Origin of the sequence: Thalassobellus sediminis (genome assembly GCF_044386045.1) — a bacterium.
GTDB lineage: Bacteria > Bacteroidota > Bacteroidia > Flavobacteriales > Flavobacteriaceae > Thalassobellus > Thalassobellus sediminis.
In genome coordinates, this window is the sequence record NZ_JBISCD010000040.1 from 882689 (window position 1) to 909068 (window position 26380).

Below are 26380 nucleotides of genomic sequence, written 5' to 3' on the forward strand. Positions count from 1 at the left end.
TCGTACTATTTTAAAGTAAATCGCATACCAAAAAACAAGCGTCTTCCTTGATTAGGACCATATACGTATGCAGGATCAAAGGTTAAAGCGTAGGGATTATTGGCTGTTGACATGGCGTTTCCGTCATTATCAAATTGAACATTTTCATCAAAAGGATCGTTAGCTCTTGCAATAATAAAAGGGTTTCCTTTGTTGGGAGTCCAATTAAGTAGATTCTTTATTCCTCCGTAAATTTCAAAATTATTTAATCCATCAAAAGTAAATTGTATATTTTGAATACTCCAAACAGGAGATTCTGGCAATCTTGGGTCTAAATCACCTAATAAAGGCAGTCGCATAGAACCGTAGAGATTTCCTGTATAATCTATGGTAGTATTGTATTTGTAATTTTTATAGGTTACTCCCCATGTACCTGTAAAACTTTCGGTTAAAATTTGACGTTCTGTAACTCCATTTTCGGTTTTAGAAACATCTTGTACTGTTGCGCCTACTAATAGTTTTATGCCATTAGAAAGCATTGTGTCTATATTTAAGCTTATACCTTTACTTACTGCTTTTCCGTTTAAATTATCATATATAATTTGATTAGGGTTACTCTCGTAGTCTGGTGCTATTAAATTACTGAAATGTGTATACCAAGCTGAGGCATCAATTGTAAACATATTGCCTTGTTTGGTATATAGTTTCGTTAAATAATTAAGGTTTACGTTAAACGATCGTTCTGGTTTTAAAGCCTCAGTAATTACAACATCTCTAGAGCCTGTAAGTGCTGCGTGTTCTTCGGTAAAAAGATTTACAACACGAAAGCCTGTGCCAGCATTTAAGCGTAAAATATCGTTTTCTGAAGGTTTAAATTTATAAGCTATTCTTGGGGTGAAAATATTGCCATGACGTTTATCGTAATCATAACGTGCGCCTAGTAAAACGTTGTTTTTTTCATTGAGTTTAATTTCATCTTGAATAAAAACAGACGGAATTACAATATTATCTGCTTTAATGGTTGCTGGTGTATTGTCATTGTAATAGTTGTAACGTGCAGCAATTCCGAATAATAAATCATGATTCTCTAGAGGTTTATCCCAAGTTAATTGAGTAAAACCAATACGTTGAGTTGCTAAATAGGGTGTGTTACCGTAAACAGAATTTTGATTATGATCGGTATATGAAAATTGAAGAAACATATTTTCTTTAACAGGCAATTGGTATTTTCCTAAAAGCTCATATCGTTTGGTGTAAATGCTTTCTCCGTAAATTTCGGTTCCACCTCTGTAAGATGAATTCCATTGCATTTCTCCACCCCATCTATCTTCATAAAAAAAACGCCCAGCAAGAGAGAATATTCTATTTTGTTTCCGTTTAAAGTTCCATTTTTGAAATATTGATACTCTATCTTGAAGTGTTAAATCGGTAAAATTATCATTGTTATTATCTATTGGGTTGTTGTAATTAAAGTAGTTTACTCCCAAAAGTAAATCTGTTTTATTTCCTATTTTAGCTTTAAAACCAAGGTCTAAATTCCATTCTCCCCAACCTGTTGCGTAACTATCGGCAAAAACTAAAGGGGCATTTTCTGGAAGTTTTGTGATAATGTTTATTAACCCACCAACAGCTTCACTACCATATAAAGACGATGCAGGACCTTTTACAATTTCAATTTGTTCTATAAGAGAATTAGGAATTCCAGATAAACCGTAAACTGTAGATAATCCACTAACAATGGGCATGCCATCAATTAAAACTAACGCATAAGGACCTTCTAGTCCGTTTATGTGAATATCACCCGTATTACAGACGCTACAATTTATTTGAGGGCGTACACCATTTACATTTTGTAAAGCTTCAAAAATATTAGGTGTTGGGTTTTTCATAAAGAAGGAAGGAGTATATACTTCAACAGGTACTGGGCTATCTAGACGCGATACGGCTTTTAAAGTTCCTGTAACAACAACTTCATTTAGTGCTTCAGATTCTTCTAAATTAAAATTTACTGTAACATCTTTATCTGTGATGGTAATTAATTTGCTTTGAGTTTTAAACCCCGTAAACGATGCTGTAAGTGTATAGGTGCCAGATTTAATATTACTGATCTTATATGTGCCATCATCTTTCGTATTTGCTCCTTTTGTAGTGTTTTTTAAATACACATTGGCATAAGGAAGGGGGGCTCCGTCGGTTAAAACATGACCCGATATTTGCTGAGAAAACAAAGTAGTTGGCAGTATGCTTAAAAATAATATTAGATATTTCATTAAAAATAATTTATGCAAATATAAATATAAATTTAGGTTAGACTAAAAATTTGTTTTAAAATATTATGATTGTGTTAAAACAAACTTATTTTTAAGTGAAGGTATAGTTGTTGATAAAGATTTATCTAATATTTTAATTAAGAATAAGATGACAAGAAAATTTCTTTTAGCTTTAATTTTTTGCGGATCTACTTTAATTGCAAAATCACAAAATGTAAGTGTAGAACAGTCAACTTTCGGAATTCAAACAGGTGTTTTAGGTGTTTGGATACATAACGAATCTAAATTATCAAATCAAATAGTTTTAAGAAGTGAATTTGGGCTTGATACTGGTATTTGGGGAGGAAGTTTTTACGATAAAACAGGCTTTTTACTAGCGCCTGTAATTACAGCAGAGCCACGTTGGTATTATAATTTGAATAGAAGAACACGAAAATCTAGAAGAATAGATGGCAATAGCGGAAATTTTATTTCTTTAAAAACAAGTTATCACCCAGATTGGTTTGTGATTTCTAATTATGATAATATTAGGGTAATAAGCGATATTTCTATTGTTCCAACATGGGGAATAAGAAGAAATATTGGAAATCATTTTAATTATGAAACAGGTATTGGCATTGGGTATGTATATACTTTCGCAAAAAATGCAGGGTATTTAAAAAATGAAAGTGATGTTGCTGCGAATTTGCACTTAAGAATAGGATATAGATTTTAAATAATATTTAAATGCATATAATTTATTAAAAAAATGACTAATGACACCCACATCCATCATCGCCTCCACAGGCTTTTTTGGGTGTTGGTTTTTTCCAAAAGTATTTCTTAATTAAAAAAAGCAAAGCAATTCCTAAAGTAAAAAAAACGAGTATGTTTTGAATAATGATGTTCATGTTTTTTTAGTCGGTAATCTTTTAAATTCCTTAAATTATTTTAAAAATTGAAATGCAATGAGTGCGACAATATATGCAAACCCACTCATAATAATTAATTGAAGCGTTGGCCATTTCCAGCTATTAGTTTCTCGTTTTACAACAGCTAATGTACTCATGCATTGCATAGCAAAAGCATAAAACAATAATAGAGATACACCAGAAGCAAATGTAAATAATGGTCCTCCTGAAATAGGATTTATTTCTGCAGCCATCCGATTTTTTATGGTGGCTTCATCATCGCTTCCAACACTGTAAATAGTAGCAAGTGTACCAATAAATACTTCACGTGCAGCAAAACTACTTACAATGGCTATTCCAATTTTCCAATCGTAACCAAGAGGTCTTATGGCTGGCTCAATAGCACGACCAGTAATACCAATAAAAGAGTGTTCTAATTTATGAGATGCAATATGTTGCTGTATTTCGTCTTCAGTTAATTGTTGCGAAGCGTATTCTGTTTTTATGATGTCTTCTGCATTATTAAAATCTTCTCCAGGGCCATAAGAAGCTAAAAACCAAAGTACAATAGAGATGGCAAGAATAATTTTACCGGCTCCAAAAATAAATGCTTTTGTTTTTTCAATAACCGTTAGTGCTACATTTTTAAAAAGCGGAAGTTTATAATTTGGCATTTCAACAACAAAAAAGCTTTTGTTTTTAAATTGCATTATTTTATTTAAAATGGCTGCTGCTACAACAGCAGATAAAAATCCAATAAGGTATAGAAGCATTAATGTTAAAGCTTGATAACTCAACCCTAAAAATCGTCCTTCAGGAATTATTAATGATATAATAATAAGGTATACAGGTAATCGTGCCGAACAAGTTGTAAAAGGCGTAACCAGAATAGTGATTAATCGTTCTTTCCAGCTTTCAATATTACGTGTTGCCATAATAGCAGGAATCGCACAAGCTGTACCAGAAATAAGCGGTACAACACTTTTTCCGCTTAAACCAAAACGGCGCATAATTCTATCCATTAAAAACACTACGCGACTCATATACCCACTTTCTTCTAGTACCGAAATAAACAGGAATAAAAATGCAATTTGAGGAATAAAAATAACAATACCGCCAAGTCCTGGAATGATACCTTCTGCTAGTAAATTAGTAAAAGCTCCTTGTGGTAAACTGTTTTTTGTCCATTCACTAAGTAAAGCAAACGCATTATCTATATAATCCATAGGGACGCTAGACCAGTCGTAAATAGCTTGAAAAATAGTAAGTAGAATTACTATAAAAATAAGATAGCCCAAAACTTTGTGTGTTAAAACACGATCGAGTTTTGTGCGCAAGTCTTTAGCTTGAGATGCATCAATAGTTTGCCCTTTTTTAAGCGTATTGTTTATAAATTGGTAACGCTTAATGGTTTCTTTTTGCTGTAATCGTTTTAAATCGGCTTTACTTTTAGTTTTAAAACTAGCTATGGCATCAATTTCTTTTCTATTAGTTTTTCCAAAGTTTACATCCTGTGTTATTACTAACCAAAGTTTATATATAAGCTGATTAGGAAATGCTTTTTGTAAATTTTCAAAATAATCTTTATCAATTTCAAAAGCATTTAAACAAGGTGTTATCGATAGATCTTTATAATTAGTAATAAGATCTTTTAAGGCATCAATACCTTCGTTTTTTCTAGTACTTATTAATGCAATTTTAGTTTGAAGCTGTTCTTCTAAGTAAGGAATGTCTAATGAAATACCTTTGTACTTCATACGGTCTGCCATGTTAATAACCAGCAGTGTAGGAATTTCTAAATCTTTAATTTGTGTAAAAAGAAGTAGGTTTCGTTTTAAATTTTCAACATCACTTACAACAACAGCAACATCAGGAAAATCTTTATCATTTTTATTTAAAAGAAGCTCAATAACAACATTTTCGTCTAGAGACGATGCGTTTAAACTGTATGTACCAGGCAAATCAATAATATGGGCTTTTACACCACGAGGTAATTTGCAGACCCCTTCCTTTTTTTCGACGGTAATTCCAGGGTAATTACCAACTTTTTGGTTTAAACCGGTAAGGGCATTAAAAACTGATGTTTTTCCTGTATTAGGATTTCCTATTAAGGCGACGTTTATTTGCTTACTCATCTGCTTTTTCAATTAAAATATGAATAGCAGTTTCTTTTCTAATAGCTACATGCGACCCATTAATGTTTAAATACATAGGATCCTGAAACGGTGCTAATTGTACAAGTTCTACAGGATTACCCGGTAAACAGCCCATTTCTAGGAGTTTTAAAGGAATGTGAATAGATGAAACGTCAGTAATAATGGCACGTTCTCCTCGATTTAAATTGGCTAATGTATCTTGCAAGCTTATTTAGATTGATTTTAAAGAACAAAAGTAATGTAAAATATTAGGCTAAAAAAATTGTAGATAAAACTATTGCCTATATTCTTCTTTTAGAATTTTAATATCTTCAAGAAGTTTTTCAATATCCTCTGTGTTGGTACCATCATAAAATCCGCGAATTTGACGTTTTTTATCAATAAGCATAAAGTTTTCGGTGTGTACCATATCAAAAGGACCGCCATCTCCAAGAGTTTTAACAGCTAGATAACTTTTTCGTGCTAACTCGTAAATCTGTTTTTTATCACCCGTTACTAAATTCCATTTTTTATCATTAACACCTTTCTTTATAGCGTAACGTTTTAGTTGAGCTACCGAATCAATTTTTGGAGTTACAGAGTGGGACAATAACATGACTTCGTCATCATTTAAAATTGCTTTTTGTACATCGGCCATATGGTCTGTCATTATGGGGCAAATGGTTTGGCAGGTTGTAAAAAAGAAATCGGCCACATAAATTTTATTCTTATAATCGTTTTGAGTAATGATTTTTCCATTTTGATTTGTAAGTGAAAAATCGGCTATTTTATGATACTTTTTTACATGTTGAATTGTACTGTCAACTAAAACTGGGTCAACATTTGCGGGACGATAAATATCTAAAGGTTGGTAAACATTTAAAGTGTTATATATTAAAGTGATGATAATGATAGAAATTATAGTAAAAACAATAGCGAACTTCTTGTAGTCTTTAAAAAAAGAAAGCATTTATATATAATTTTAGATATTAATTTTAAGATTGAATGCAAAAATACGATACATAACTAATAAAGTAGTATTTTTAGTTGAAAAGAATTCTTAGGAAACGTTATTAAAAACTTGTAAAAATGAAAGTATTTATAATCTTAATATGTTGCTTATTTACTATCAATTCTTTTGGGCAAGAGTTTGAAGAAGCATTAAAAAGTATAAGAGACTTAGAAGTTAAATTGGCATCAAAGAAAATGCTGCAAAAAGCAAATGTTAATACAGGGAATTATGATGTAAAATATCACCGATTAGAGTTTACTGTAGATCCAGCTATCGCTTTTTTATCTGGTGAGGTAACCACTTATTTTGAAGCCAAAGTGGGTTTGAGTGAGGTTACTTACGATTTAGCAGATAATATGGTGGTTTCACAAGTTATACAAAGAGGAAATACATTGTCATTTACTCAGAATGCAAATGATGAATTGGTTATTACATTACCAGCTATTCAAAACACAGGTGTTTTAGATTCTTTAACTATAAACTATTCTGGTAACCCTGTAAGCTCTGGCTTTGGTTCTTTTGAACAAAGTCTACACGATGGAGATCCTATTGTGTGGACACTTTCTGAGCCTTATGGCGCAAAAGATTGGTGGCCTTGTAAGCAAGATTTAAATGACAAAGTAGATTCTTTAGATGTATACATCACAACACCAAGGTTTAATCCGTTTAATGAAGAATATATTGCTGTTTCTAATGGATTAGAGCAAAGTCAGATTATTTATGGATTAAATAAGACCACCCATTTTAAACATCGTTATGATATTCCTGCTTATTTAATAGCGATAGCAGTTACAAATTATAGCGTGTATTCGCATACGGTAGCAAATAATGGTAATCCTTTTGATATAGTGAATTATGTGTATCCAGAAAATTTAAGTACGGCTCAAACAAGTACGCCAATTACAGTTGATATAATGAATTTGTTTTCTAATTTATTTGAAGAATATCCTTTTGCTAATGAAAAATATGGTCATGCACAATTTGGTAGAGGTGGTGGTATGGAACATACAACCGTTTCGTTTATGGGTAATTTTGGGCGTAATTTAATTGCTCATGAGTTGGCGCATCAATGGTTTGGAAATAAAATAACTTGCGGTAGTTGGAAAGATATTTGGCTTAATGAAGGTTTTGCAACCTATTTATCTGGCATAACAATTGAAAATCTTGATGGAAATGCTGCTTTTACAACATGGAAAAAACAACGTAGCACATCTATAACATCTTTTCCTGATGGGGCAGTATATCTTTCAGATATAGATACAACAAGTGTAGGTAGGATATTTAGTAGCAGATTAACTTATAATAAAGGTGCTATGGTTTTGCATATGTTAAGAAAGAAAATAGGGGATACCGATTTTTTTCAAGGTGTTAAAAATTATTTAAGTGATACGGATTATGCCTATGATTATGCTAAAACAGAAGATTTTATTCCCATTATGGAAGCAGCAAGTGGCGAAAATTTAACAGAGTTTTTTAACGATTGGTTATATAATGAAGGCTATCCTAGTTACAATATTCAATGGAATCAACCTTCGGCTAGCCAAGTACATATTCAAATGTCTCAAACACAAAGCAATCCTTCAGTATCTTATTTTGAAGCTCCAGTACCATTGCGACTTATAGGGACTCTAGGCGAAACACTAGATATTACATTAAACAACACGACGAATCAAGAAGACTTCTTTAATTCGGTAAATTTTACAATAGCTTCAGTTGAGTTTGATCCTGAAGCAGATTTAATTTCAAAAAACAATACAGTAACACTTGCAACTAATAAATTTGAACTTGAGAGAAGCATTCTTTTGTATCCAAATCCTGCGCAAGAGAATGTAATTGTTTCAAAACCAGGTAGTATAGAGGTTGATGAAATAAAGATATTTAACGTATTTGGACAATTATTATATCAATCAAAGTGGTTAGAAAAAGTTAATATAGCTCCATTTTCTTCGGGAGTTCTTTTCGTGCAATTACATACAACACAGGGTGTAATTAATAAATCGGTGTTAAAAAACTAGCTATTAATTTTAATAAGTTTTCTAAATGATGTGAAAAGCTTACTTTTGTGCGATTATAAAAAATTATAGATGTCAGTATTTTTAATAAAAGGAGCTCAATTGTTGTTGAGCCTATCAATATTAGTTGTTTTACACGAATTAGGTCATTTTATACCAGCTAAATTATTTAAAACACGCGTTGAAAAATTTTACTTATTTTTTGATGTAAAGTTTTCATTATTTAAAAAGAAAATAGGAGAAACCGTTTACGGTATAGGTTGGTTGCCATTAGGAGGTTATGTGAAAATTTCTGGAATGATTGATGAGAGTATGGATACCGAGCAAATGTCTCAAGAGCCACAACCATGGGAATTTCGTTCTAAACCAGCATGGCAACGATTAATTATTATGTTGGGTGGTGTAACAGTTAATTTTATTTTGGCTTTTGTAATTTATATTTTTATAGTTTTTGCTTGGGGAACTAGTTATAGTACAAAAGATGATATTAAATATGGCTATGGTATTACTAAGACCATGGAAGACCTTGGTTTTGAACAAGGCGATAAGATTGTTAGTGCCGATGGTGTTCCTATAGAAGAAATATCTAGTATTAATTCTAACTTAATGTTTAGAACCATTAAGTCTATTAAAGTTGAACGTCAAGACGGAAATACTGTAGATATAGCTATACCAGAAAATATTGGGACTACCATGTTTGAAAATGGAGACACTAGCGCTTTTACAGCTAGATCGCCATTTGTTTTAGATTCTATAGTGCCTGATTTTCCTGGTGAAAAAGCTGGCTTATTAAAAGGCGATAAAATTGTTGCAGTAGAAGGGAATAAAGTAAGCTATAATACAGATTATAATTATTTTATAAAAAATAGAAATACAGAAAAGGAAACCGTTAAACTTACTATTGAAAGAGATCATACATTAAAAGAAGTAATAGTTACTCCAGATAAAGACTCAAAAATAGGAGTGGTTTTACAACCTACCGATAAAGATTATATTACTTATAATCATAAAGATTACTCTTTTACAGAAAGTGTAAGTAAAGGACTTTCATTAGGGTATTGGACTATAGTCGATTATTTTGCTCAGTTTAAATATATATTTACAAAAAAGGGTGCTTCACAATTAGGTGGTTTTGCAGCTATTGGTAAAATGTTTCCTCCAACATGGGATTGGGCTGCGTTTTGGGGTTTAACAGCCTTTTTATCTATTATGTTAGGTGTTTTAAACTTATTACCAATACCTGCTTTAGATGGCGGACACGTTATGTTTTTATTATATGAAATGGTGTCTGGGAGAAAGCCAGGAGACAAGTTCATGGAGTATGCACAAATGGTTGGATTCTTTATTTTAATAGGATTAGTTTTGTTTGCAAATGGGAATGATATTTTTAAAGCAATTTTTAATTAAATTTTTTAAAAATATTGTTTGCAGTAATTAAAAATATATATATATTTGCGCTCGCTTAGGCGAATATAATATTCCTTCTTAGCTCAGTTGGTTAGAGCATCTGACTGTTAATCAGAGGGTCCTTGGTTCGAGCCCAAGAGAAGGAGCAAAATTAAGTTCAACAGAAATGTTGGACTTTTTTGTTTTTATACCTTTCCTGACTAAAAATCCTTATGATTTTTTAAAATACATCGATTTCCTATTAAACAATTATATTTTAAACAAATTATAAATTGATGCTATGGTTATGTGTTGTATTTCTTAACAGGTGAGGGAATTGTAATAGTTGAGAATAGTTGCATTATGGAAATAAAAAGGCCATATTAATAAATAAAAAATAAAGAGTAATTCTTTATTAAATTGGTTTGGTAAAACAATATTTATAAACCAAAAAAGTTCAACATTTTTGTTGAACTTTTTTATATAGAAAAGGAAATCTTTTTTTACTTCCTAAAAATGATTCAAAGACGTATACATCCCCAAATACGTACCAACAAAACCTCCTGCTTTATTGGTGCTTAATATAGAAGCATCAATTGTATTACCTAAAAGTATCCAAGGATCATTTTCTTGCGTTTTGTAATAAAAATTGTAAAAACGTTTGTCACCTTCAACTTTTAAAAACAAGTCTTCTGTATTTTCATTTAGCTCCTTTTTTTCAATAATACTCGGTTTACTAGCATCTACAGGTCCTGCGTTTTTTTCTAAGTAGACTTCTACATTACCGTCTTTATTAAGTCGTTTTCCAATTAATAGATAAAAATCTTCATTTTGAAATGCTACCAATCCTGCCGTTTTTAATGTGTCTGTAACAGTATAAGAAAGCTTTGTAGACGCTTCAAATTGTAAATGCTGTTGTCTTCGGCCTATAAACGAATAGTTTGTTTTTGTATGTATCGATTCTGTTCTAGGTTTTATAAGTAAATTGTTACCATCTAATTTGTACCATGCTTCTAAAGGGGTTCTTATAAAATTCCATTTAAAGTCTAAAGTGTCTTCATTAAAATCGTCATGAAATACAAAGTTACCTGTTGTAGGGGTTGTTGCTTCCTGTGATACAGGTAAGTTTGGTTTTTTATGCAAAACAGTTATTGGGGTTTTGCCACCAACAACTTTTGGCCAGTCATTTTCCCAAGCTAAGGGCATTAAAAAGGTTTCTCTGCCTGTATTATACAAATCGCCTTCATAAGGTCTGCAGCCTAGAAATACAGTCCACCAATCTCCATTAGGGAGTTCTATAAAATCGGCATGTCCTGTTGATGAAATTTCGTTTGGTCGGTTAGCATCTAAATGACGTTGTGTTAATATTGGGTTGTTTTCATAACTTACATAAGGGCCAGAAACAGATTTGCTTCTAAATACCACCTCAGAATGATTATTCCCTGTGCCACCTTGAGCACAAATTAAGTAATAGTAACCGTCTTTTTTAAATATATGAGGCGCTTCTACCCAAACAGGTTTTATATCCATACTCGTACCGCCGTTTACTAATAGTGTAGATTCGCCAATAACCTTTTTGTTTTCAAGATCATATTCAAACATATAAATAGCGCGATGACCTTCATGTTTAGAAATATTATTTGGCGGAACACCATTATGTGTTATATAAACTTTACCATCATCATCAAAGAAAAGATCTGGATCTATACCTTCAACTTCTGGAAGTAATATAGGATCTGACCATGGGCCAGCAGGATTCTTAGCAGTAACAATAAAGTTTCCTGATGCTTCTACATTTGTACAAATAACATAAAAAGTATCATAATGATACCTAATAGTTGGCGCAAACATACCTTTAGAGACTTTTAATCCACTAAAATCTGCTTGTTCTTTACGCGTAATAACGTGTCCTAATTGTTTCCAATTAACAAGGTCTGTACTTTCAAAAATAGGAATGCCAGGGAAGTATGAAAACGATGAATTTATGAGGTAAAATTTACCATTAGCATAGCAAATACTTGGGTCTGGATAAAAGCCAGTTAAAATTGGATTTATATAGCTATCATCTGATTTCGAAAAAGATTTAAAAGTGTCATCATTTCCTTGGTAATTAAACCAGAAAAAAGTACTATATTCATGGTTCGCAACCGATTGTTTAAAATTGGAAATTTTTTTACATGAAAAGAATAAAGTTAAAAGACTTAGAATAGATAAAGTTTTGATAAAACTTGTAGAAAAAACGTGCATATCTTGTTTGTTTAATTAGTATTTAAATATAAAATATCTTTTCCTTAAAAGATGTATATTTGGTAAATTTTTTAGAATATAAATGAAAGAACATACAGAAGTTACTATATACGATATTGCAAAGAAACTAAATTTAGCGACTTCTACTATTTCAAGAGCATTAAAGAACCATTCTAGTATTAGTAAAAAAACTATTGAAAAGGTTAAAAACACAGCTGAAGAAATGGGTTATCGTCCCAATAACCTAGCAGCTAGTTTGCGAAATAAAAAAACGAAAACCATAGGTGTTTTATTACCTACAATTGAACAACCTTTTCTTTCATCATTAATTAGTGGGATAGAAATTACTGCAAAAAAAGCAGGGTATAATGTTATTATTGTACAATCGCATGATTCTTATAAAGGAGAATTGAGTTTAGTTCAATCCTTATATAATAACCGTGTTAGTGGTATTATTTGTTCCTTAGCTATGGAAACTCCAAATGCTAAGCATTTTCAATTATTTATAGATAGTAATACGCCTTTGGTTTTTGTTGATAGGGTGCCACAAGAAGAATTTAGTACATATAAAGTTATTATTGATAATTATGATGCTGGTTATAAAGCAACAAAACATCTTATTTCTCAAGGATGTAAGCGTATTGCTCACTTAGCAGCAGGTTCAGAATTTAGTATTTATTATGAAAGAAAAAAAGGGTATTTAGCTGCTTTAAAAGAATTTAATCTTCCTATTGAAGACGAACTTATAGTTAAACTAGATGGCATAACTTTGGAAGAAGCTGCCAAGGCTACAAACAATCTTCTTGATTTAAAAAATCCGCCAGATGGAATATTTGCACCAGGAGATATTTTAGGAGTAAGTGCCATACAATGCGCGAAAAAAAGAGGTATTAATGTGCCAGAAGATTTAGCCGTAATAGGTTTTAATAACGACCCAATTTCACAAATTATAGAGCCTCATTTGTCAACTATTTCCAATCCAGGATCTAAAATGGGTCAAGCTTCAGCTGAAATTATTTTAAAAACTTTAAAGTCTCAAGAAAAAGATGAGGTTAAAGAAACAAGAGTGCTAAACACTGAAGTTATTGTTAGAGAATCTTCTAAAAGGAAATAAAAAACACTTACTATTTTACAAACGTGTAGCCAGTAAGTGTCATTTTATTTTATTTCAGAAAATTATTTTATTCGGTTTGAAAGGGTGAAGCAGGTAATCCTTCTTTGTTAAATAAATTTGGGTTATCAGGATTGTCTGCCCATGCATAACGAACATATTTTGGGTTAGGAACTTCCTCACTAGAAACAATAACTTTGTCACCTTCTATTTTAGCATCTGCCCAAACAAAGTTTTTATCTTTACCTGCAATAGCAAATTCGCTTAATACTTCACCGTCAATAGCAATTAAGCCACTACCAAGGTGTTCGAATGAAATAATCATTTTATCTCCTTCTATTTCATAGCCTTTGTATAGCGGTCCAGAATAAACGATATCTTGATTATATGCTAATTTAAGTCCGGCAAGAGCCATACGTTCACCTACGTCTTTTTTGTTGTCTGGGTGAATATCATTCCATTCTCCTAAATCAATATTAACGGTCATGGCTGTATTTGGATATGAAAGCGCTTGAAATTGAGCGTTCCTAAATTCTGCCCAACCACTTTCTCTTGGTGAATAAGATACATCCATAAAGTTTGGAAGTTGAGCATAAATAAATGGCATTTCTGGGTTGTTAAACACTTCTCTTAAACCAGAAATTAAAGCATGTGTGTAGCCTTTGTATTTTTCTGGTTGCCCTGCATTACTTTCTCCTTGATACCAAATTGTGCCTTTTATTGGATATTGAATAAATGGAGCAATCATAGCATTATAAAGCGAATTAGGTTCTCTTTGCGGTCTTATGGTTCTTTGCTTTTTCACATCTTTTTTACTAGAAGAAGATTTACTGCGAGGATGAAACACTTTGCCTACTTTGTACTTCCAGTAGCCTTTAAGGTCTATAGTATCATTTTCTGTAAATACATAATAAGGTTTGTCTGGAACAAAACCACCTTTGCCAGATTTATTAGTGACACGTATTACAAAAATATTTTTACCTAATTTTAGAGTGCTAGCGGGTAAAGTATATCTTCTTTGTGGGTATTGGTAGGTTGTATTTCCAACTTTTTCTCCATTAATGTATAGCTCGTCGGCATCTACAATTCTTCCAAGAAAAACGCGAGCTTCTTTGCCTACCATAGATTGCGGAATATCAATTTCTCTACGGTACCATACGATACCATTTAAATCTTTAACACCTTGGTCTTCCCAATATCCAGGGATGTTAATAGTTCTCCATTTTTTAGGAGTGAAACTTATATCGTACCAAGGTTTTTCTCCCGCTAAACCTTTGTCTAATTTTTTTGGTGCTGAAGTATTATTTGAAGGCTTTCTTTTTAAACTATTTACAAAAGCAGTGTCTTTGTTTTCTTCGATTATCTTTAGCATGTCTGGAAAATTTTTATACCCTTCTTTTGGAATCCAAGCTTCAATAGGAGTGCCTCCAATACTAGAATTAACTAACCCTATTGGGATATGAAATTTTTCATATATTTTTTTAGCAAAAAAGTAAGTGACTACAGAAAAAGGTCTCACCTCTTCTCCTACTGCTTTTAGCCATTCACCTCCTACTAAATCTTTTGTTGGCCCAGAAATACTATTAGTTCTTGGGATTTTAAAATGACGTATTTCTGGATAATTTGCATTCGCAATTTCATTGGCATAAATATTATCATGCCTAAATAATTGATGCTCCATATTCGATTGCCCAGAACAAAGCCAAACGTCTCCAATTAATACATCTTTTACTTCTACTTTGTTTTTTCCAGAAATTTTGATTGTATAAGGACCACCTGCTTTCATTTTAGGGAGTTTAATACTCCAATTCCCTTCTAAGGATGCCTTAGTTCGATATGTTCTTCTGTTAAAGGATACCACGATTTTCTCATTAGGACTTGCCCATCCCCAAATAGGAAGCTTAACATCGCGTTGCAATACCATACCGTCGCTAATTAGTTTAGGCAGTGTAACCTGTCCGATTACAGTATTAGCTTGAATAAAAAATACAACAATAATTAAGAACTTAAGTTTATTCATTTTTATAATTAGTTTACTTTAACTAAAATTTCAGATATTTTTGAAGCTCCCAATTCTAAACTTCGTTTCATTGGGCTCGAACCTCCTATGTGAATTTTAAATGAACCAGATTCTATAGTTCTAGTACCATCATTTTTTACGATTTCGAAATCTTTCGGTGTTAATTCAAATGATACTTTTTCAGTATTTCCTGGTTCTAAGGTAATACGTTTTGTGTTGATTAATTGAGAGTTTGGAACACTAACTGATGCCTCAATATCTGAAATATAAACTTGTACAATCTCATCAGATTTCACTTGTCCTGTATTAGTAACAGAAACTTGAACAGTAAGGTTTTCTTCTTTAGAAATAGTAGAAGATGATACCTCAATATTACTATATTCAAAAGTAGTATAACTCAATCCGAATCCAAATGGGTATAATGGATCTACATCCATATACTTATAAGTTCTTCCTTTCATAGAGTAATCATCAAAGGCAGGTAATTGGTCTAGCGATTTTGGAAACGTAATTGGTAACCTTCCTGATGGAGAAACATCTCCAAAAAGAATATCTGCAACTGCGGTTCCTCCTTCTTCACCTGGATACCAAACAAATAAAACAGCATCAGATAAAGCTTCTACTTCAGCTAGATTTATTGGACTTCCACCTATTATTATTGAAACAATTGGTTTTTTATTATCAGGATTTTTATCGGCTGTTTCTCTTAATTCTTTTAAGTAATCAATCTGATTTTGTGGTAAATTATAATCTAATCGATCACCAGCTGTGTTTGAATCTAACGAATCGCCTTCTTCTCCTTCTAACTGACTAGAAATACCCATAACGGCAATAGTTACATCACTATTTCCTGCATGTCCAATAGCATAGTTTATAGGGTTTATTGATGGCTTGTTAAGCATAGCGCCTAATCTAAATTGTAATTGACTTGTAGGTTCTATAGCGGCACTAATACCTTCTAAAATGGTAACCATATTAGAATTTACACCATAATAATTACCTAAAAGTATTTCTATGCTAGCAGCATTTGGTCCTGTAACAAAATATTTTGAAAGATCGTTTTTTAAAGGTAAAATACCATTGTTTTTTAAGAGCACGATACTTTTTTGAGCGACTTCTTTAGATAGCGCTCTGTGGGTTTCGTTATTTACAATATCAATTGAAATATTATCATAAGGGCTACTTCCTTTAGGATCAAATAGCCCTAATTTAAATCTTGTTTGTAATAGAATGGCTAATTGTTTATCAATTTCTTCTTCAGTAATTAATCCATTTTTAACAGCATCATTTAATGCATGGTAAGTAGGTCCGCAATTTAGACTCACACCACTCTTTACTGATAGAGCGGCAGCTTCAGCTTCTGTTTTCACTCTTCCATGTCCACCTTCATCTACTTGTTTATAAAAATCAACCAATGCACTACAATCTGTTAAAACATGACCTTTAAAATTCCATGTATCTCTAAGGACATCTGTTATTAAATAGTTGCTAGAACAACAAGGTTCTCCATTTGTTTGGTTATAGGCGCACATTACAGATTCAACATTCACATCAACTAATGCTTTAAATGCAGGTAAGTAGGTTTCCCATAAGTCTTTTTGAGATACTTCGGCATTGAATTCATGTCTTACTTTCTCAGGGCCACTATGTACTGCAAAATGTTTTGCACACGCAGCTGTTTTTAAATAATCAGGATTATCTCCTTGTAAACCTTTAACAAAAGAAGCTCCTAAAACAGAAGTTAAATAAGGATCTTCACCGTAAGTTTCTTGTCCACGACCCCAACGAGGATCTCTAAAAATATTAATGTTAGGCGTCCAAAATGTTAAACCATTATATTGTTTGTTGTAACCTACCTCATTTGTAGCATTATATATCGCTCTAGCTTCATCTGATATGGCTGAAGAGACTCTAAAAGCCAACTCTTCATCAAAAGTAGCACCTAAACCAATAGCTTGAGGAAAAACTGTTGCGGCACAAGAACGACCCACACCATGAAGCGCTTCGTTCCAATAATCGTAAGCTGGAATTTTTAAACGTTCAATTGCCGGTGTACCATTCATCATTTGTCCTATCTTTTCTTCAAGTGTTAATCTTGACATTAAATCTTGAATTCTTTCATTTATAGAAAGTGAAGGGTTGTAAAATGCAAAGGTGTCTCGAAGTTTGACAGTATCATTATCAGTGCTAGAATTATTGTTTTTTTCTTGATTACAAGAAATTATAATTGAGGCAAAAAAAATGAGTAGTAAAGTTTTTGTCAATAAAGTTTTCATCATTAGGTTTTAATTAAAAGCATTAGTAAAAGTATCTAAAAATTTTTATATTCAATTGGAATGTTTTAGATTTACGCAATCGATTGCAAATTAAATGAATTTTTTTATTTTCACAATAAATTAACTCAGATATTATGGAATAGTTATTTATTCGAATTTAAATTATCAATATGTTTAAGAAGTATGATTTGTTTTAAAATAAGATTTATGTTGAAGAGATATAGTTTATTAGCACTGGTAATGATAATGTTTAGCTTAAAGAGTTTTGCTAATGATGGTTATAAGTTGTGGTTACAGTATGATATTATAAAGAACGAATCTTTAAGAAAAAATTATCAGTCTCATATTAAAAAATTAATACCTTTTGGTAATTCTGAAACAATAAAAATTGCTTTAAATGAATTAGAAAGAGGGCTTTCAGGTATGTTGGGTGAGAAGTACTTGTCTAAAATAAAGGAGAGTAATTCTAAAAAATGTGTTTTAGTTTTTGGGTCTGAATCATCTTTAAATCGAGATGTTTCAAGTTTATTAGCGAAAGAGTTTAGTGAGATCAATGATGAAGGTTTTATTATTAAATCAATCACTTTAAAAGGAAAGAAGCAAATAGTTATTACAGGTAAAACAGATGTTGGTGTTTTATATGGTGTTTTTAACTTTTTAAGATTAATACAAACAAATAAATCTATTGAAAATTTATCTATTGTAGATGCTCCTAAATTAAAAGTTAGGGTCTTAAACCATTGGGATAATTTAGATAGAACTGTAGAAAGAGGGTATTCAGGATCCTCAATTTGGGATTGGCATAAGTTACCAGATTATATAGACCAGCGTTATATAGATTATGCGAGAGCAAACGCGTCTATAGGTATTAACGGTACTGTGTTAAACAATGTAAATGCGAATGCACTTATTTTAACGCCTCATTATTTAGAGAAAGTTAAAGCTTTAGCAAATGTTTTTAGGCCTTATGGTATTAAGGTATACTTAACAGCTCGTTTTTCTGCACCAATCGAGATTGGAGGTTTAAAAACAGCCGACCCACTAGATGCTGGTGTTATTAAATGGTGGAAAGATAAAACTGCTGAAATCTATAAATCGATACCTAATTTTGGAGGCTTTTTAGTAAAAGCAAATTCTGAAGGGCAACCAGGACCTCAAAATTATGATAGAAATCATGTAGATGGTGCTAATATGATGGCAGAAGCTTTAGCTCCTTTTGGAGGTATTGTTATGTGGAGAGCTTTTGTTTATTCAGAGCATGATGTAACAGATAGAGCAAAACAGGCTTACTCTGAGTTTGTGCCTTATGATGGACAATTTAAAGACAATGTACTTGTTCAAGTAAAAAATGGCGCGATTGATTTTCAACCTAGAGAACCTTTTCATCCTATGTTTGGTGCGATGCCAAAAACACCTTTAATGATGGAATTTCAAATTACCCAAGAGTATTTAGGGTGTAGTACACATGCTGTATTTCTTCCTGCTTTATATGAAGAAGTTTTAAAAGCAGACACTTACCAAAAAGGGAAAGGCTCAACAGTTGCTAAAGATATTGATGGAACGCTTTATAATAAAAAGCTAACAGGAATGGCTGGTGTTAGTAATATTGGTACCGATAGAAACTGGACAGGTAATGTGTTTTTACAAGCTAACTGGTATGGTCTTGGAAGATTGGCATGGAATCCAAATCTGAGTTCTGAAGATATAGCAGACGAATGGGTACGAGAAACTTTTTCTAATAATGAAGGTTTTGTAAAACCAGTAAAGGAAATGATGCTTAATTCTAGAGAAGCTGTTGTTAATTATATGACGCCTTTAGGTTTGCACCATATTATGGCAACGGGTCATCATTACGGTCCTGGTCCTTGGGTTTCTAATTTATCGAGACCAGAATGGAACCCGGTTTATTATCATAAAGCAGATTCTTTAGGAATTGGTTTCGACCGAACTTCGAAAGGAAGTAATGCCATCGATCAATACGCACCAGAAGTGGCTAAAATGTTTAATAACATAGAAACATGTCCTGAAGAATATTTATTATGGTTCCATCATGTATCATGGGATTATAAATTGAAGAATGGCGAAAGCCTATGGAATGGAATGGCTTTAAAATATCAAGTAGGTGTTAATCAAATTCAAGCTATGATTAATACTTGGGATGCACAAGAAGCTTATGTTGATTCTCAACGTTTTCAAGAAATGAAGATGTTGTTAAACATTCAATATAAAGAAGCAAAATGGTGGAGAGATGCCTGTTTACTATATTTTCAACAATTTTCTAAAAAAGAATTGCCACAAGGCGTTGAAAAACCGACTCAAACATTAGACTATTTTAAATCGTTAGAATTTCCTTTTGCTCCAGGACACCATTAATTTTAAGCTTTTAAAGAAATAAAAACTAAATGAAAATTTTAAATAAAATTAGAGTTTTTTCTACTGTATTATTAATGTTATTAGTTACAATAACGAATAATGCTCAAAGTATAAATACGAAGCAATATGTTATTAATGAGCAAGCTTTAGGAAGCTTTCCTTTAGCTTCAAATGGTAATGTTGCATCTATTTTAATAAGTGATGATGATTTTGCTGGTGTAAAACGTGTTGCTGGGCATTTAAAAAATGATATTAAAAACGTAACGAATACCTTTCCAAATACTTTAGATGAAGAATTGCAAGTAGAAGACTATCTAGTTATTATTGGCACTTTAGGTAAAAGTAAAATTATCAATAGGTTAGTAACTGATGGTAAAATAGATAAAACAGGGCTTGAAGGTAAAAGGGAAAAATTCATAACGCAAATTATTGATAATCCGCTAACGGGTGTTAAAAAAGCATTGGTTATTGCTGGTTCAGATAAACGAGGAACCATCTATGGTATTTACGATCTTTCAAAACAAATAGGCGTGTCACCATGGTATTTCTGGGCAGATGTTCCTATTAAAAAACAAGCAGAATTACATGTGCTTCCAGGTAATCACACTATGGGAGAACCTAAAGTAAAATACAGAGGTATTTTTATTAACGATGAAGCACCTGCATTAACCGGTTGGGCAGATGAAAATTATGGAGATCTTAATTCTAAGTTTTATGAGCAGGTATTTGAACTTATTCTTCGATTAAAAGGTAATTATTTGTGGCCAGCAATGTGGGGTAATGCCTTTAATGATGACGATCCTTTAAACCAATCTTTAGCAGATGAATATGGTATTGTAATGGGAACATCACACCATGAGCCTATGGTTCGGTCTCAGCAAGAGTGGAAGCGATATGGTAAAGGAGAATGGAATTATAACACTAATAAGGAGGGGCTTAATGATTTTTGGAGAAAGGGAATACAAAATATGGGTGATGCTGAATCGCTTGTAACTATTGGAATGCGGGGTGATGGTGATGAACCTATGAGTGAAGAAACGGCTACTGATTTACTTGAAAGTATAGTAAAATCGCAAAGAGAAATTATTGAAGAAGTAACAGGTAAACCTGCAGACAAAACACCTCAAATTTGGGCACTTTATAAAGAAGTACAAGATTATTATGATAAAGGTATGCAAGTACCAGATGATGTTACATTGCTACTTTGTGATGATAATTGGGGAAATTTAAGAAAGTTACCAAGTTTAAATGCTAAGCCTCGTAAAGGTGGCTATGGTATCTATTATCATTTTGATTATGTTGGTGGACCACGAAGTTATAAGTGGACAAACACAAACCAAATTGAACGTGTTTGGGAACAAATGCATTTGGCTTACAAACATGGCGTAGATGATGTTTGGATTGTAAATGTTGGGGATATAAAACCCATGGAGTTTCCTGTTTCTTTCTTTTTAGATTATGCTTGGAATCCTGAAAAATGGGATGCAAATAATTTACAAGATTATTATCACCAGTGGGCTAAAGATAATTTTGGTGGTCAGTTTACAGAAGACATAGCGAATCTTTTAAGACTTTACACAAAATATAATGCTCGTAAAACACCTGAACTTTTAGATATTAATACATATAGTTTAATAGATTATAATGAAGCCGAAACGATTGTTAATGATTATAATGCATTAGTTGAAAAAGCTAAAGAAATTAATGAACAATTAAAACCAGAATATAAAGACGCTTTTTATCAATTGGTGCTTTATCATGTTTTAGCAGGTGCGAATCTTAACGAATTATATGTTACCGTTGCTAGAAACAAGCTGTATGCAGAACAAGGAAGGGCTTCAACTAATTTAGAAGCTGAAAAAGTTAAAGACTTATTTAATAAAGTAGCTGAATTTGATAACCATTATAATAAAGTAATGTCTAATGGCAAATGGAATCACATGATGTCTCAAGCATATATTGGAGCTACAAATTGGAGAGCACCATCTAAAAACATAATGCCTGAAACAAAAACCATAGAACTATCAAGCAATTCTGAAGTTGGTGTTGCTGTGGAAGGTTCTAAAAAATGGTGGCCAAATGCAACAGAAGAAACTATTCTTCCAACCTTTATTTCTTTCGAAAATAATACATTCTATTTTGATGTTTTTAATAAAGGAACTGAATCTTTTTGTTTTAAAATAAAGTCTAAATCTAAGTGGTTAATTTTTTCTAAAATAAAAGGGACTATAGATAAAGAAGAAAGAATTAAGGTCACTATAGATTGGGGAAAAGCACCTATAGGATTACATAAAACATCCTTTATTGTTAAGGCGAATAAAAAATCTATACCTGTTTTTGTTCAAACGAATAATGTTGATTTAAAAGAGGCTAAAGGTTTTGTTGAAAATAATGGTTTTATAGCAATTGATGCCATTCATTTTTCAAATAAATCCGTATCGGAAACATTTAAATGGGTTGTTGTTGATAATCTTGGTAAAACGGGTTCTTCTATAATATCATTACCAATAGAAAAAGGTAGAGTTGTATTAAATGAAAACGCTCCTAAGTTATCTTATAATGTTAATTTCCAAACAATAGGTACTGTAAAAGTACACATGTATTTTTCACCAACTATTAATTATGCTAATAGAGAAGGTCTGTATTATGGTTTATCCTTCGACAAAGAAAAACCTATTCAAATAAATTACGATTCAGATCCAAATATTTTTAATTATAACGGAAAAGTACCAAGCAATTGGCATACAAATGTTTCAGATAAGATTAAAGTTATTACTACTGAATTTGAAATTGATAAAGCAGGAAATCATACCCTAAATTATTATAGAGTTGATGAAGGTTTAGTGCTTCAAAAAATAATTATAGAAACGGAAAGCAGTCATTTAAAGGACACTTATTTAGGTCCTAAGCAAAGCTTTAAAAAGAATTAAAAATGAGTGAAATATTAAAATATATAACACTGATTGTTTTACTGGCTTTTATGAGTTGTAGTAAATCAGAAGACGATGATACTATCAGTACACCTGAACCTACTCCAGCTCCTATGCCTACAATAACATTAAAGGAAGCTGCAAATTTCCCAATAGGAAATACTGTTTCTGAAAGTACTCTAGCATCTAGTAGTAATAATTATTTTAGAACCTTGTTAAACAAAGAATTTAATAGTATTACTGCTGGTAATGACATGAAAATGTATAAGTTTTTTAAAGGCCCAAATAATTATGATTGGAGTTCTGGAGATGCTATTGTTACGTATGCAAAAGCAAACGGATTACGGGTTCATGGGCATACATTAATTTGGCATCCTTCATATGCTATTCCAGATTGGTTAGAAAATTTCGGGGGCACTGATGCTGAGTTTGAAGCGCACATAGAAGCATATATTAAAGCTGCAGTTTCTCATTTTGCTGAAGCAACTTTTGCCGATGGAACTCCTGTTTTAGAAAGTTGGGATGTTGTTAACGAAGCATTTACTTCAGATGCAGAAGCTGCTCCTTTTCATAAAAGAATTGGACCTGATTATGTTGAAAAATGTTTTAAATGGGCACGTGAAGCCGACGACAAAGTGAAGTTGTTTTATAACGATTATAACTTAGGTAGCGATAGCTCTAAAGCAGGTAAAGTTATAAATATGGTTAATGATTTTAAAGCAAATTCAGTACCCATTGATGGTATTGGCATGCAAATGCATATAGATTATCAGTATCCTGGGTTACAATCCTTAAAATCGAATGTAACTAAACTAGCTAATACAGGGCTTTTAATTCATTTTTCTGAAGTAGATATGACTGTGAATAAAGATAAAGTTTTAACGCGTCTCACAACAGAAAGATCAAATGCTCAAAAAGAAAGATACAAACAAATGGCAATCATATATAAAACCATTCCAGAGGCTCAACAATTTGGAATTACCTTTTGGGGCATGAGAGACACCGATAGTTGGTTGCTAGATTTTTACGATAACCCAAAAGAATGGCCATTATTATTCGATTCAGGATACAATTATAAACCGGCAATATTTGGTTTCTTAGATGGTTTAACTAATTAAATAAAAAATGAAAAAAACAAAACCCTTTTTAGTTGTTATAGCTATACTACTATTAGTAATAAGCTGTAAAAAAGTTGATGAAGTAAAACCTGTAAAAGTTGTTTCTTTAAAAAATGAGTTTAAAGAAAATTTCTATATAGGAGTTGCTATAAATGAAAGCCAAATAGAAGAACAAGATTCTTTAGAAACTGCATTAATTTCAAAGGAATTCAACAGTATTACTGCCGAAAATATTATGAAGTCCATGTTTATCCATCCCAAAAAGGATACATTCGATTTTATACTAACCGATAAATATGTAGCCTTTGGAAAAAAGAACGATATGTTTATACATGGTCACACCTTAATCTGGCATAGCCAATTAGCGCCATGGTTTAAAGCAATAAAAGATAGTACAGAAATGAGTTCTACTATGGAAAACCATATAAAGACCATTGTGAGTAGATTTAAAGGAAAAATAAATTCTTGGGATGTTGTAAATGAAGCATTAAATGAAGATGGTACTTTAAGAAAGTCTGTTTTTTTAGATACTTATGGTGAAGATTATTTGGCTCAAGCTTTTAAATTGGCATCAGAAGCAGATCCAAATACAGATTTATATTATAACGATTATAATATGACAAGTACTGATAAAAGAAACGGTGCTATAAAGATGGTAAAACGTATTCTTGATAAAGGAATAAAAGTAGATGGTATTGGTATGCAAGGACATTGGAGTTTAGATTCTCCATCGATAGAAGTTATTGAAGAAAGTATTTTAGCATATGCAGATCTTGGAGTAAAAGTTGCCATTACTGAACTCGACATTAATTTACTGCCTAGTCCATGGGATTTGGTAGGAGCCGAAATAAGTCAAAAGTTTGAAAACAGTGAAAAAATGAACCCTTATACCAAAAGTGTTCCAGACTCCATTCAAACTAAATTCACAAAACGTTATCAAGATATTTTTAAATTGTTTTTAAAACATCAAGATAAGATTAGTAGAGTGACTTTTTGGGGGTTAAGCGATAAAGATACTTGGTTAAATGACTGGCCTATTGAAGGGCGTACAAATTATCCAATGGTTTTTGACAGACAGTTAAAAACCAAAAAAGCATATGATAGTATTTTGTCATTAAAAAAAGAACCAACTAACTAGATATATACAAGGACATATGAATTCAACTTCTCAAAAACTATCCATAAAAGAAAAAATTGGATATAGCTTAGGCGATCTCGCTGCAAATTTGGTTTTCCAAACCTTAATGACCTATCTGGCATATTTTTATACAGATATTTATGGACTTGAAGCAAATCATGCTTCTGCAATTATGTTAACCGTTGGTCTTATTGCTGCATTTGGGTTTAATCCAATAATAGGAGCCATTGCAGATAGAACCAATTCTAAATGGGGAAAGTTTAGACCTTGGATTTTATGGACAGCCATTCCTCTTGGAGTTATTGCATTATTAGCTTTTAGTACACCTGATTTTGAGTATAAAGGAAAAGTAATTTATGCTGTAGTAACATACACTTTATTATTACTATTATATGCGGCTAATAATTTACCGTATTCTGCTTTAAGTGGTGTAATTACAGGCGATATGGCAGATAGAAATAGTTTATCATCTTATCGTTTTGTAGCCGTAATGTTTGCACAATTTTTTGTGCAAGTATTTATGTTGCCAATTATTGAATCTGCTGGAGGTGGAGATAAAGCTGTAGGTATTGAAATTGTAATGACATGGTTAGCTATTATAGGCACTGTTATGTTAATTATTACATTTTTAACTACAAAAGAGCGTATTGTACCAACACCAGAACAAAAATCGAGTATTAAAGAAGATTTAGGCGATTTATTTAAAAACAAACCATGGGTTATTATTCTTATTGTTACAACATTAGTTTTTGTAACACTTGCTATGAAAGGAGGCTCGTATGTTTATTACTTCGAGAATTATGTTAGTGAAGAAAAATTAACACATTTTATTCAACCTATTTTAGATTTCCTGTCATCTATTGGAATTAATTTCTTTGGAGAAAACCCTGTATCAGCTGGATTTGGATTATTTAACGCAGGAGGTATTATTTTTATGATTGTTGGTATAACACTTTCAAAAAAATATGCAGACAAGTACGGAAAAAGAGATGTTTTTAGAGTGGCTCTATTTATTTCAACGTTGTTTATTATAGCCTTTTATTTTTTCTCTACCGAATCTGTAGAATTAATCTTTGTTTCACAAATATTACATGGTTTTTTCTATGGTCTTACTATACCCTTATTATGGGCTATGATTGCGGATGTGGCGGATTATTCTGAATGGAAAAATAACCGTAGAGCTACGGCCATTATTTTTTCTGCAATGATGGTGGGTTTAAAAGGCGGTTTAAGCATAGGAAGCGCTTTGTTAACTTGGATTCTAGGCTTATATGGATATGTAACAAAAGAGGCTGCAATTGCTGGAGAAGTAATTACACAACCAGATACAGCTATTCAGGGAACAAAAATGTTAGTAAGTATATATCCTGCAATTCCATTTTTAATATGTGTAGGCTTGTTATTTCTTTATGAAATTAATAAGAAAATGGAAGTACAAATAGAAAGTGATTTAAAAGAAAGAAGAAATTAAAAGAATATAATT

The 26380-nt window shown here is 32.0% G+C and carries 17 protein-coding genes and 1 tRNA gene; 10 read left to right on the forward strand and 8 right to left on the reverse strand.

Going from position 1 to position 26380, the window contains the following annotated elements:
* Positions 1–5: 5 nt before the first annotated feature.
* Positions 6–2249 carry a TonB-dependent receptor gene (locus ACH5TW_RS10485; RefSeq protein WP_439336452.1) on the reverse strand — a complete coding sequence of 748 codons (2244 nt, stop codon included), beginning with the start codon at positions 2247–2249 and terminating at the stop codon, positions 6–8.
* 148 nt (positions 2250–2397) lie between these two features.
* Here ACH5TW_RS10485 and ACH5TW_RS10490 point away from each other — a divergent pair, with 148 nt between their 5' ends.
* A complete protein-coding gene (locus ACH5TW_RS10490) occupies positions 2398–2964 on the forward strand; it encodes a hypothetical protein (protein WP_439336453.1) in 567 nt (188 codons plus the stop codon).
* A gap of 37 nt (positions 2965–3001) precedes the next feature.
* Here the strand turns inward: ACH5TW_RS10490 and ACH5TW_RS10495 are convergent, their stop codons facing one another.
* The 4 genes from ACH5TW_RS10495 to ACH5TW_RS10510 form a co-directional block, all read right to left on the reverse strand.
* Positions 3002–3139 carry a FeoB-associated Cys-rich membrane protein gene (locus ACH5TW_RS10495; RefSeq protein WP_439336454.1) on the reverse strand — a complete coding sequence of 46 codons (138 nt, stop codon included), beginning with the start codon at positions 3137–3139 and terminating at the stop codon, positions 3002–3004.
* Between the two features lie 35 nt (positions 3140–3174).
* Complete coding sequence (feoB, locus tag ACH5TW_RS10500; protein WP_439336455.1) at positions 3175–5274, reverse strand: ferrous iron transport protein B; 2100 nt, start codon at positions 5272–5274, stop codon at positions 3175–3177.
* On the reverse strand, positions 5267–5500 hold the full coding sequence (locus tag ACH5TW_RS10505) for a FeoA family protein (RefSeq protein WP_439336456.1): 234 nt from the start codon (positions 5498–5500) through the stop codon (positions 5267–5269). Before ACH5TW_RS10505 ends, feoB begins: the two co-directional genes overlap by 8 nt.
* A 69-nt stretch (positions 5501–5569) precedes the next feature.
* Positions 5570–6244, reverse strand: coding sequence for an SCO family protein (locus tag ACH5TW_RS10510; protein WP_439336457.1), 675 nt, complete (start codon positions 6242–6244; stop codon positions 5570–5572).
* Between the two features lie 119 nt (positions 6245–6363).
* Between ACH5TW_RS10510 and ACH5TW_RS10515 the strand changes: the two genes are divergently transcribed.
* The 3 genes from ACH5TW_RS10515 to ACH5TW_RS10525 all read left to right on the forward strand — a co-directional run bounded on the left by ACH5TW_RS10515 (position 6364) and on the right by ACH5TW_RS10525 (position 9851).
* Positions 6364–8301 carry a M1 family metallopeptidase gene (locus ACH5TW_RS10515; protein ID WP_439336458.1) on the forward strand — a complete coding sequence of 646 codons (1938 nt, stop codon included), beginning with the start codon at positions 6364–6366 and terminating at the stop codon, positions 8299–8301.
* 69 nt (positions 8302–8370) lie between these two features.
* Positions 8371–9705 (forward strand): RIP metalloprotease RseP, encoded by a 1335-nt coding sequence (gene rseP, locus ACH5TW_RS10520; protein ID WP_439336459.1) that lies wholly within the window; start codon positions 8371–8373, stop codon positions 9703–9705.
* A 72-nt stretch (positions 9706–9777) separates the two neighbouring features.
* A tRNA-Asn gene (locus ACH5TW_RS10525) sits at positions 9778–9851 on the forward strand.
* Between the two features lie 343 nt (positions 9852–10194).
* On the opposite strand, the gene ACH5TW_RS10530 is transcribed toward ACH5TW_RS10525, so the two are convergent.
* Positions 10195–11931: a glycoside hydrolase family 43 protein gene (locus ACH5TW_RS10530; RefSeq protein WP_439336460.1), complete on the reverse strand. Its 1737-nt coding sequence runs from the start codon at positions 11929–11931 to the stop codon at positions 10195–10197.
* A gap of 82 nt (positions 11932–12013) precedes the next feature.
* Here ACH5TW_RS10530 and ACH5TW_RS10535 point away from each other — a divergent pair, with 82 nt between their 5' ends.
* Complete coding sequence (locus ACH5TW_RS10535; RefSeq protein WP_439336461.1) at positions 12014–13045, forward strand: LacI family DNA-binding transcriptional regulator; 1032 nt, start codon at positions 12014–12016, stop codon at positions 13043–13045.
* A 67-nt stretch (positions 13046–13112) separates the two neighbouring features.
* On the opposite strand, the gene ACH5TW_RS10540 is transcribed toward ACH5TW_RS10535, so the two are convergent.
* A complete protein-coding gene (locus ACH5TW_RS10540; RefSeq protein WP_439336462.1) occupies positions 13113–15062 on the reverse strand; it encodes a sialate O-acetylesterase in 1950 nt (649 codons plus the stop codon).
* Between the two features lie 8 nt (positions 15063–15070).
* A complete protein-coding gene (locus tag ACH5TW_RS10545; protein ID WP_439336463.1) occupies positions 15071–17341 on the reverse strand; it encodes a glycoside hydrolase family 3 C-terminal domain-containing protein in 2271 nt (756 codons plus the stop codon).
* Positions 17342–17545: 204 nt separating this feature from the next.
* Between ACH5TW_RS10545 and ACH5TW_RS10550 the strand changes: the two genes are divergently transcribed.
* From ACH5TW_RS10550 to ACH5TW_RS10570, 5 genes are read left to right on the forward strand one after another with little or no spacing between them, the layout of a single operon-like run.
* Positions 17546–19711 carry an alpha-glucuronidase family glycosyl hydrolase gene (locus tag ACH5TW_RS10550; RefSeq protein ID WP_439336464.1) on the forward strand — a complete coding sequence of 722 codons (2166 nt, stop codon included), beginning with the start codon at positions 17546–17548 and terminating at the stop codon, positions 19709–19711.
* A 29-nt stretch (positions 19712–19740) separates the two neighbouring features.
* The gene (locus ACH5TW_RS10555; RefSeq protein WP_439336465.1) at positions 19741–22641 is read left to right on the forward strand and encodes a glycosyl hydrolase 115 family protein; all 2901 of its coding nucleotides are present in this window, start codon (positions 19741–19743) and stop codon (positions 22639–22641) included.
* A 2-nt stretch (positions 22642–22643) separates the two neighbouring features.
* On the forward strand, positions 22644–23759 hold the full coding sequence (locus ACH5TW_RS10560) for an endo-1,4-beta-xylanase (RefSeq protein ID WP_439336466.1): 1116 nt from the start codon (positions 22644–22646) through the stop codon (positions 23757–23759).
* 7 nt (positions 23760–23766) lie between these two features.
* On the forward strand, positions 23767–24897 hold the full coding sequence (locus tag ACH5TW_RS10565) for an endo-1,4-beta-xylanase (protein WP_439336467.1): 1131 nt from the start codon (positions 23767–23769) through the stop codon (positions 24895–24897).
* A 16-nt stretch (positions 24898–24913) separates the two neighbouring features.
* A complete protein-coding gene (locus ACH5TW_RS10570; RefSeq protein ID WP_439336468.1) occupies positions 24914–26368 on the forward strand; it encodes an MFS transporter in 1455 nt (484 codons plus the stop codon).
* Positions 26369–26380: the final 12 nt, after the last annotated feature.

Coding starts and splice junctions, on each gene's coding strand:
- ACH5TW_RS10485 (WP_439336452.1), bottom strand. CDS start 2,249: ATGAAATATCTAATATTATTTTTAAGCATACTGCCAACTACTTTGTTT.
- ACH5TW_RS10490 (WP_439336453.1), top strand. CDS start 2,398: ATGACAAGAAAATTTCTTTTAGCTTTAATTTTTTGCGGATCTACTTTA.
- ACH5TW_RS10495 (WP_439336454.1), bottom strand. CDS start 3,139: ATGAACATCATTATTCAAAACATACTCGTTTTTTTTACTTTAGGAATT.
- feoB (WP_439336455.1), bottom strand. CDS start 5,274: ATGAGTAAGCAAATAAACGTCGCCTTAATAGGAAATCCTAATACAGGA.
- ACH5TW_RS10510 (WP_439336457.1), bottom strand. CDS start 6,244: ATGCTTTCTTTTTTTAAAGACTACAAGAAGTTCGCTATTGTTTTTACT.
- ACH5TW_RS10515 (WP_439336458.1), top strand. CDS start 6,364: ATGAAAGTATTTATAATCTTAATATGTTGCTTATTTACTATCAATTCT.
- rseP (WP_439336459.1), top strand. CDS start 8,371: ATGTCAGTATTTTTAATAAAAGGAGCTCAATTGTTGTTGAGCCTATCA.
- ACH5TW_RS10530 (WP_439336460.1), bottom strand. CDS start 11,931: ATGCACGTTTTTTCTACAAGTTTTATCAAAACTTTATCTATTCTAAGT.
- ACH5TW_RS10535 (WP_439336461.1), top strand. CDS start 12,014: ATGAAAGAACATACAGAAGTTACTATATACGATATTGCAAAGAAACTA.
- ACH5TW_RS10540 (WP_439336462.1), bottom strand. CDS start 15,062: ATGAATAAACTTAAGTTCTTAATTATTGTTGTATTTTTTATTCAAGCT.
- ACH5TW_RS10545 (WP_439336463.1), bottom strand. CDS start 17,341: ATGATGAAAACTTTATTGACAAAAACTTTACTACTCATTTTTTTTGCC.
- ACH5TW_RS10550 (WP_439336464.1), top strand. CDS start 17,546: ATGTTGAAGAGATATAGTTTATTAGCACTGGTAATGATAATGTTTAGC.
- ACH5TW_RS10555 (WP_439336465.1), top strand. CDS start 19,741: ATGAAAATTTTAAATAAAATTAGAGTTTTTTCTACTGTATTATTAATG.
- ACH5TW_RS10560 (WP_439336466.1), top strand. CDS start 22,644: ATGAGTGAAATATTAAAATATATAACACTGATTGTTTTACTGGCTTTT.
- ACH5TW_RS10565 (WP_439336467.1), top strand. CDS start 23,767: ATGAAAAAAACAAAACCCTTTTTAGTTGTTATAGCTATACTACTATTA.
- ACH5TW_RS10570 (WP_439336468.1), top strand. CDS start 24,914: ATGAATTCAACTTCTCAAAAACTATCCATAAAAGAAAAAATTGGATAT.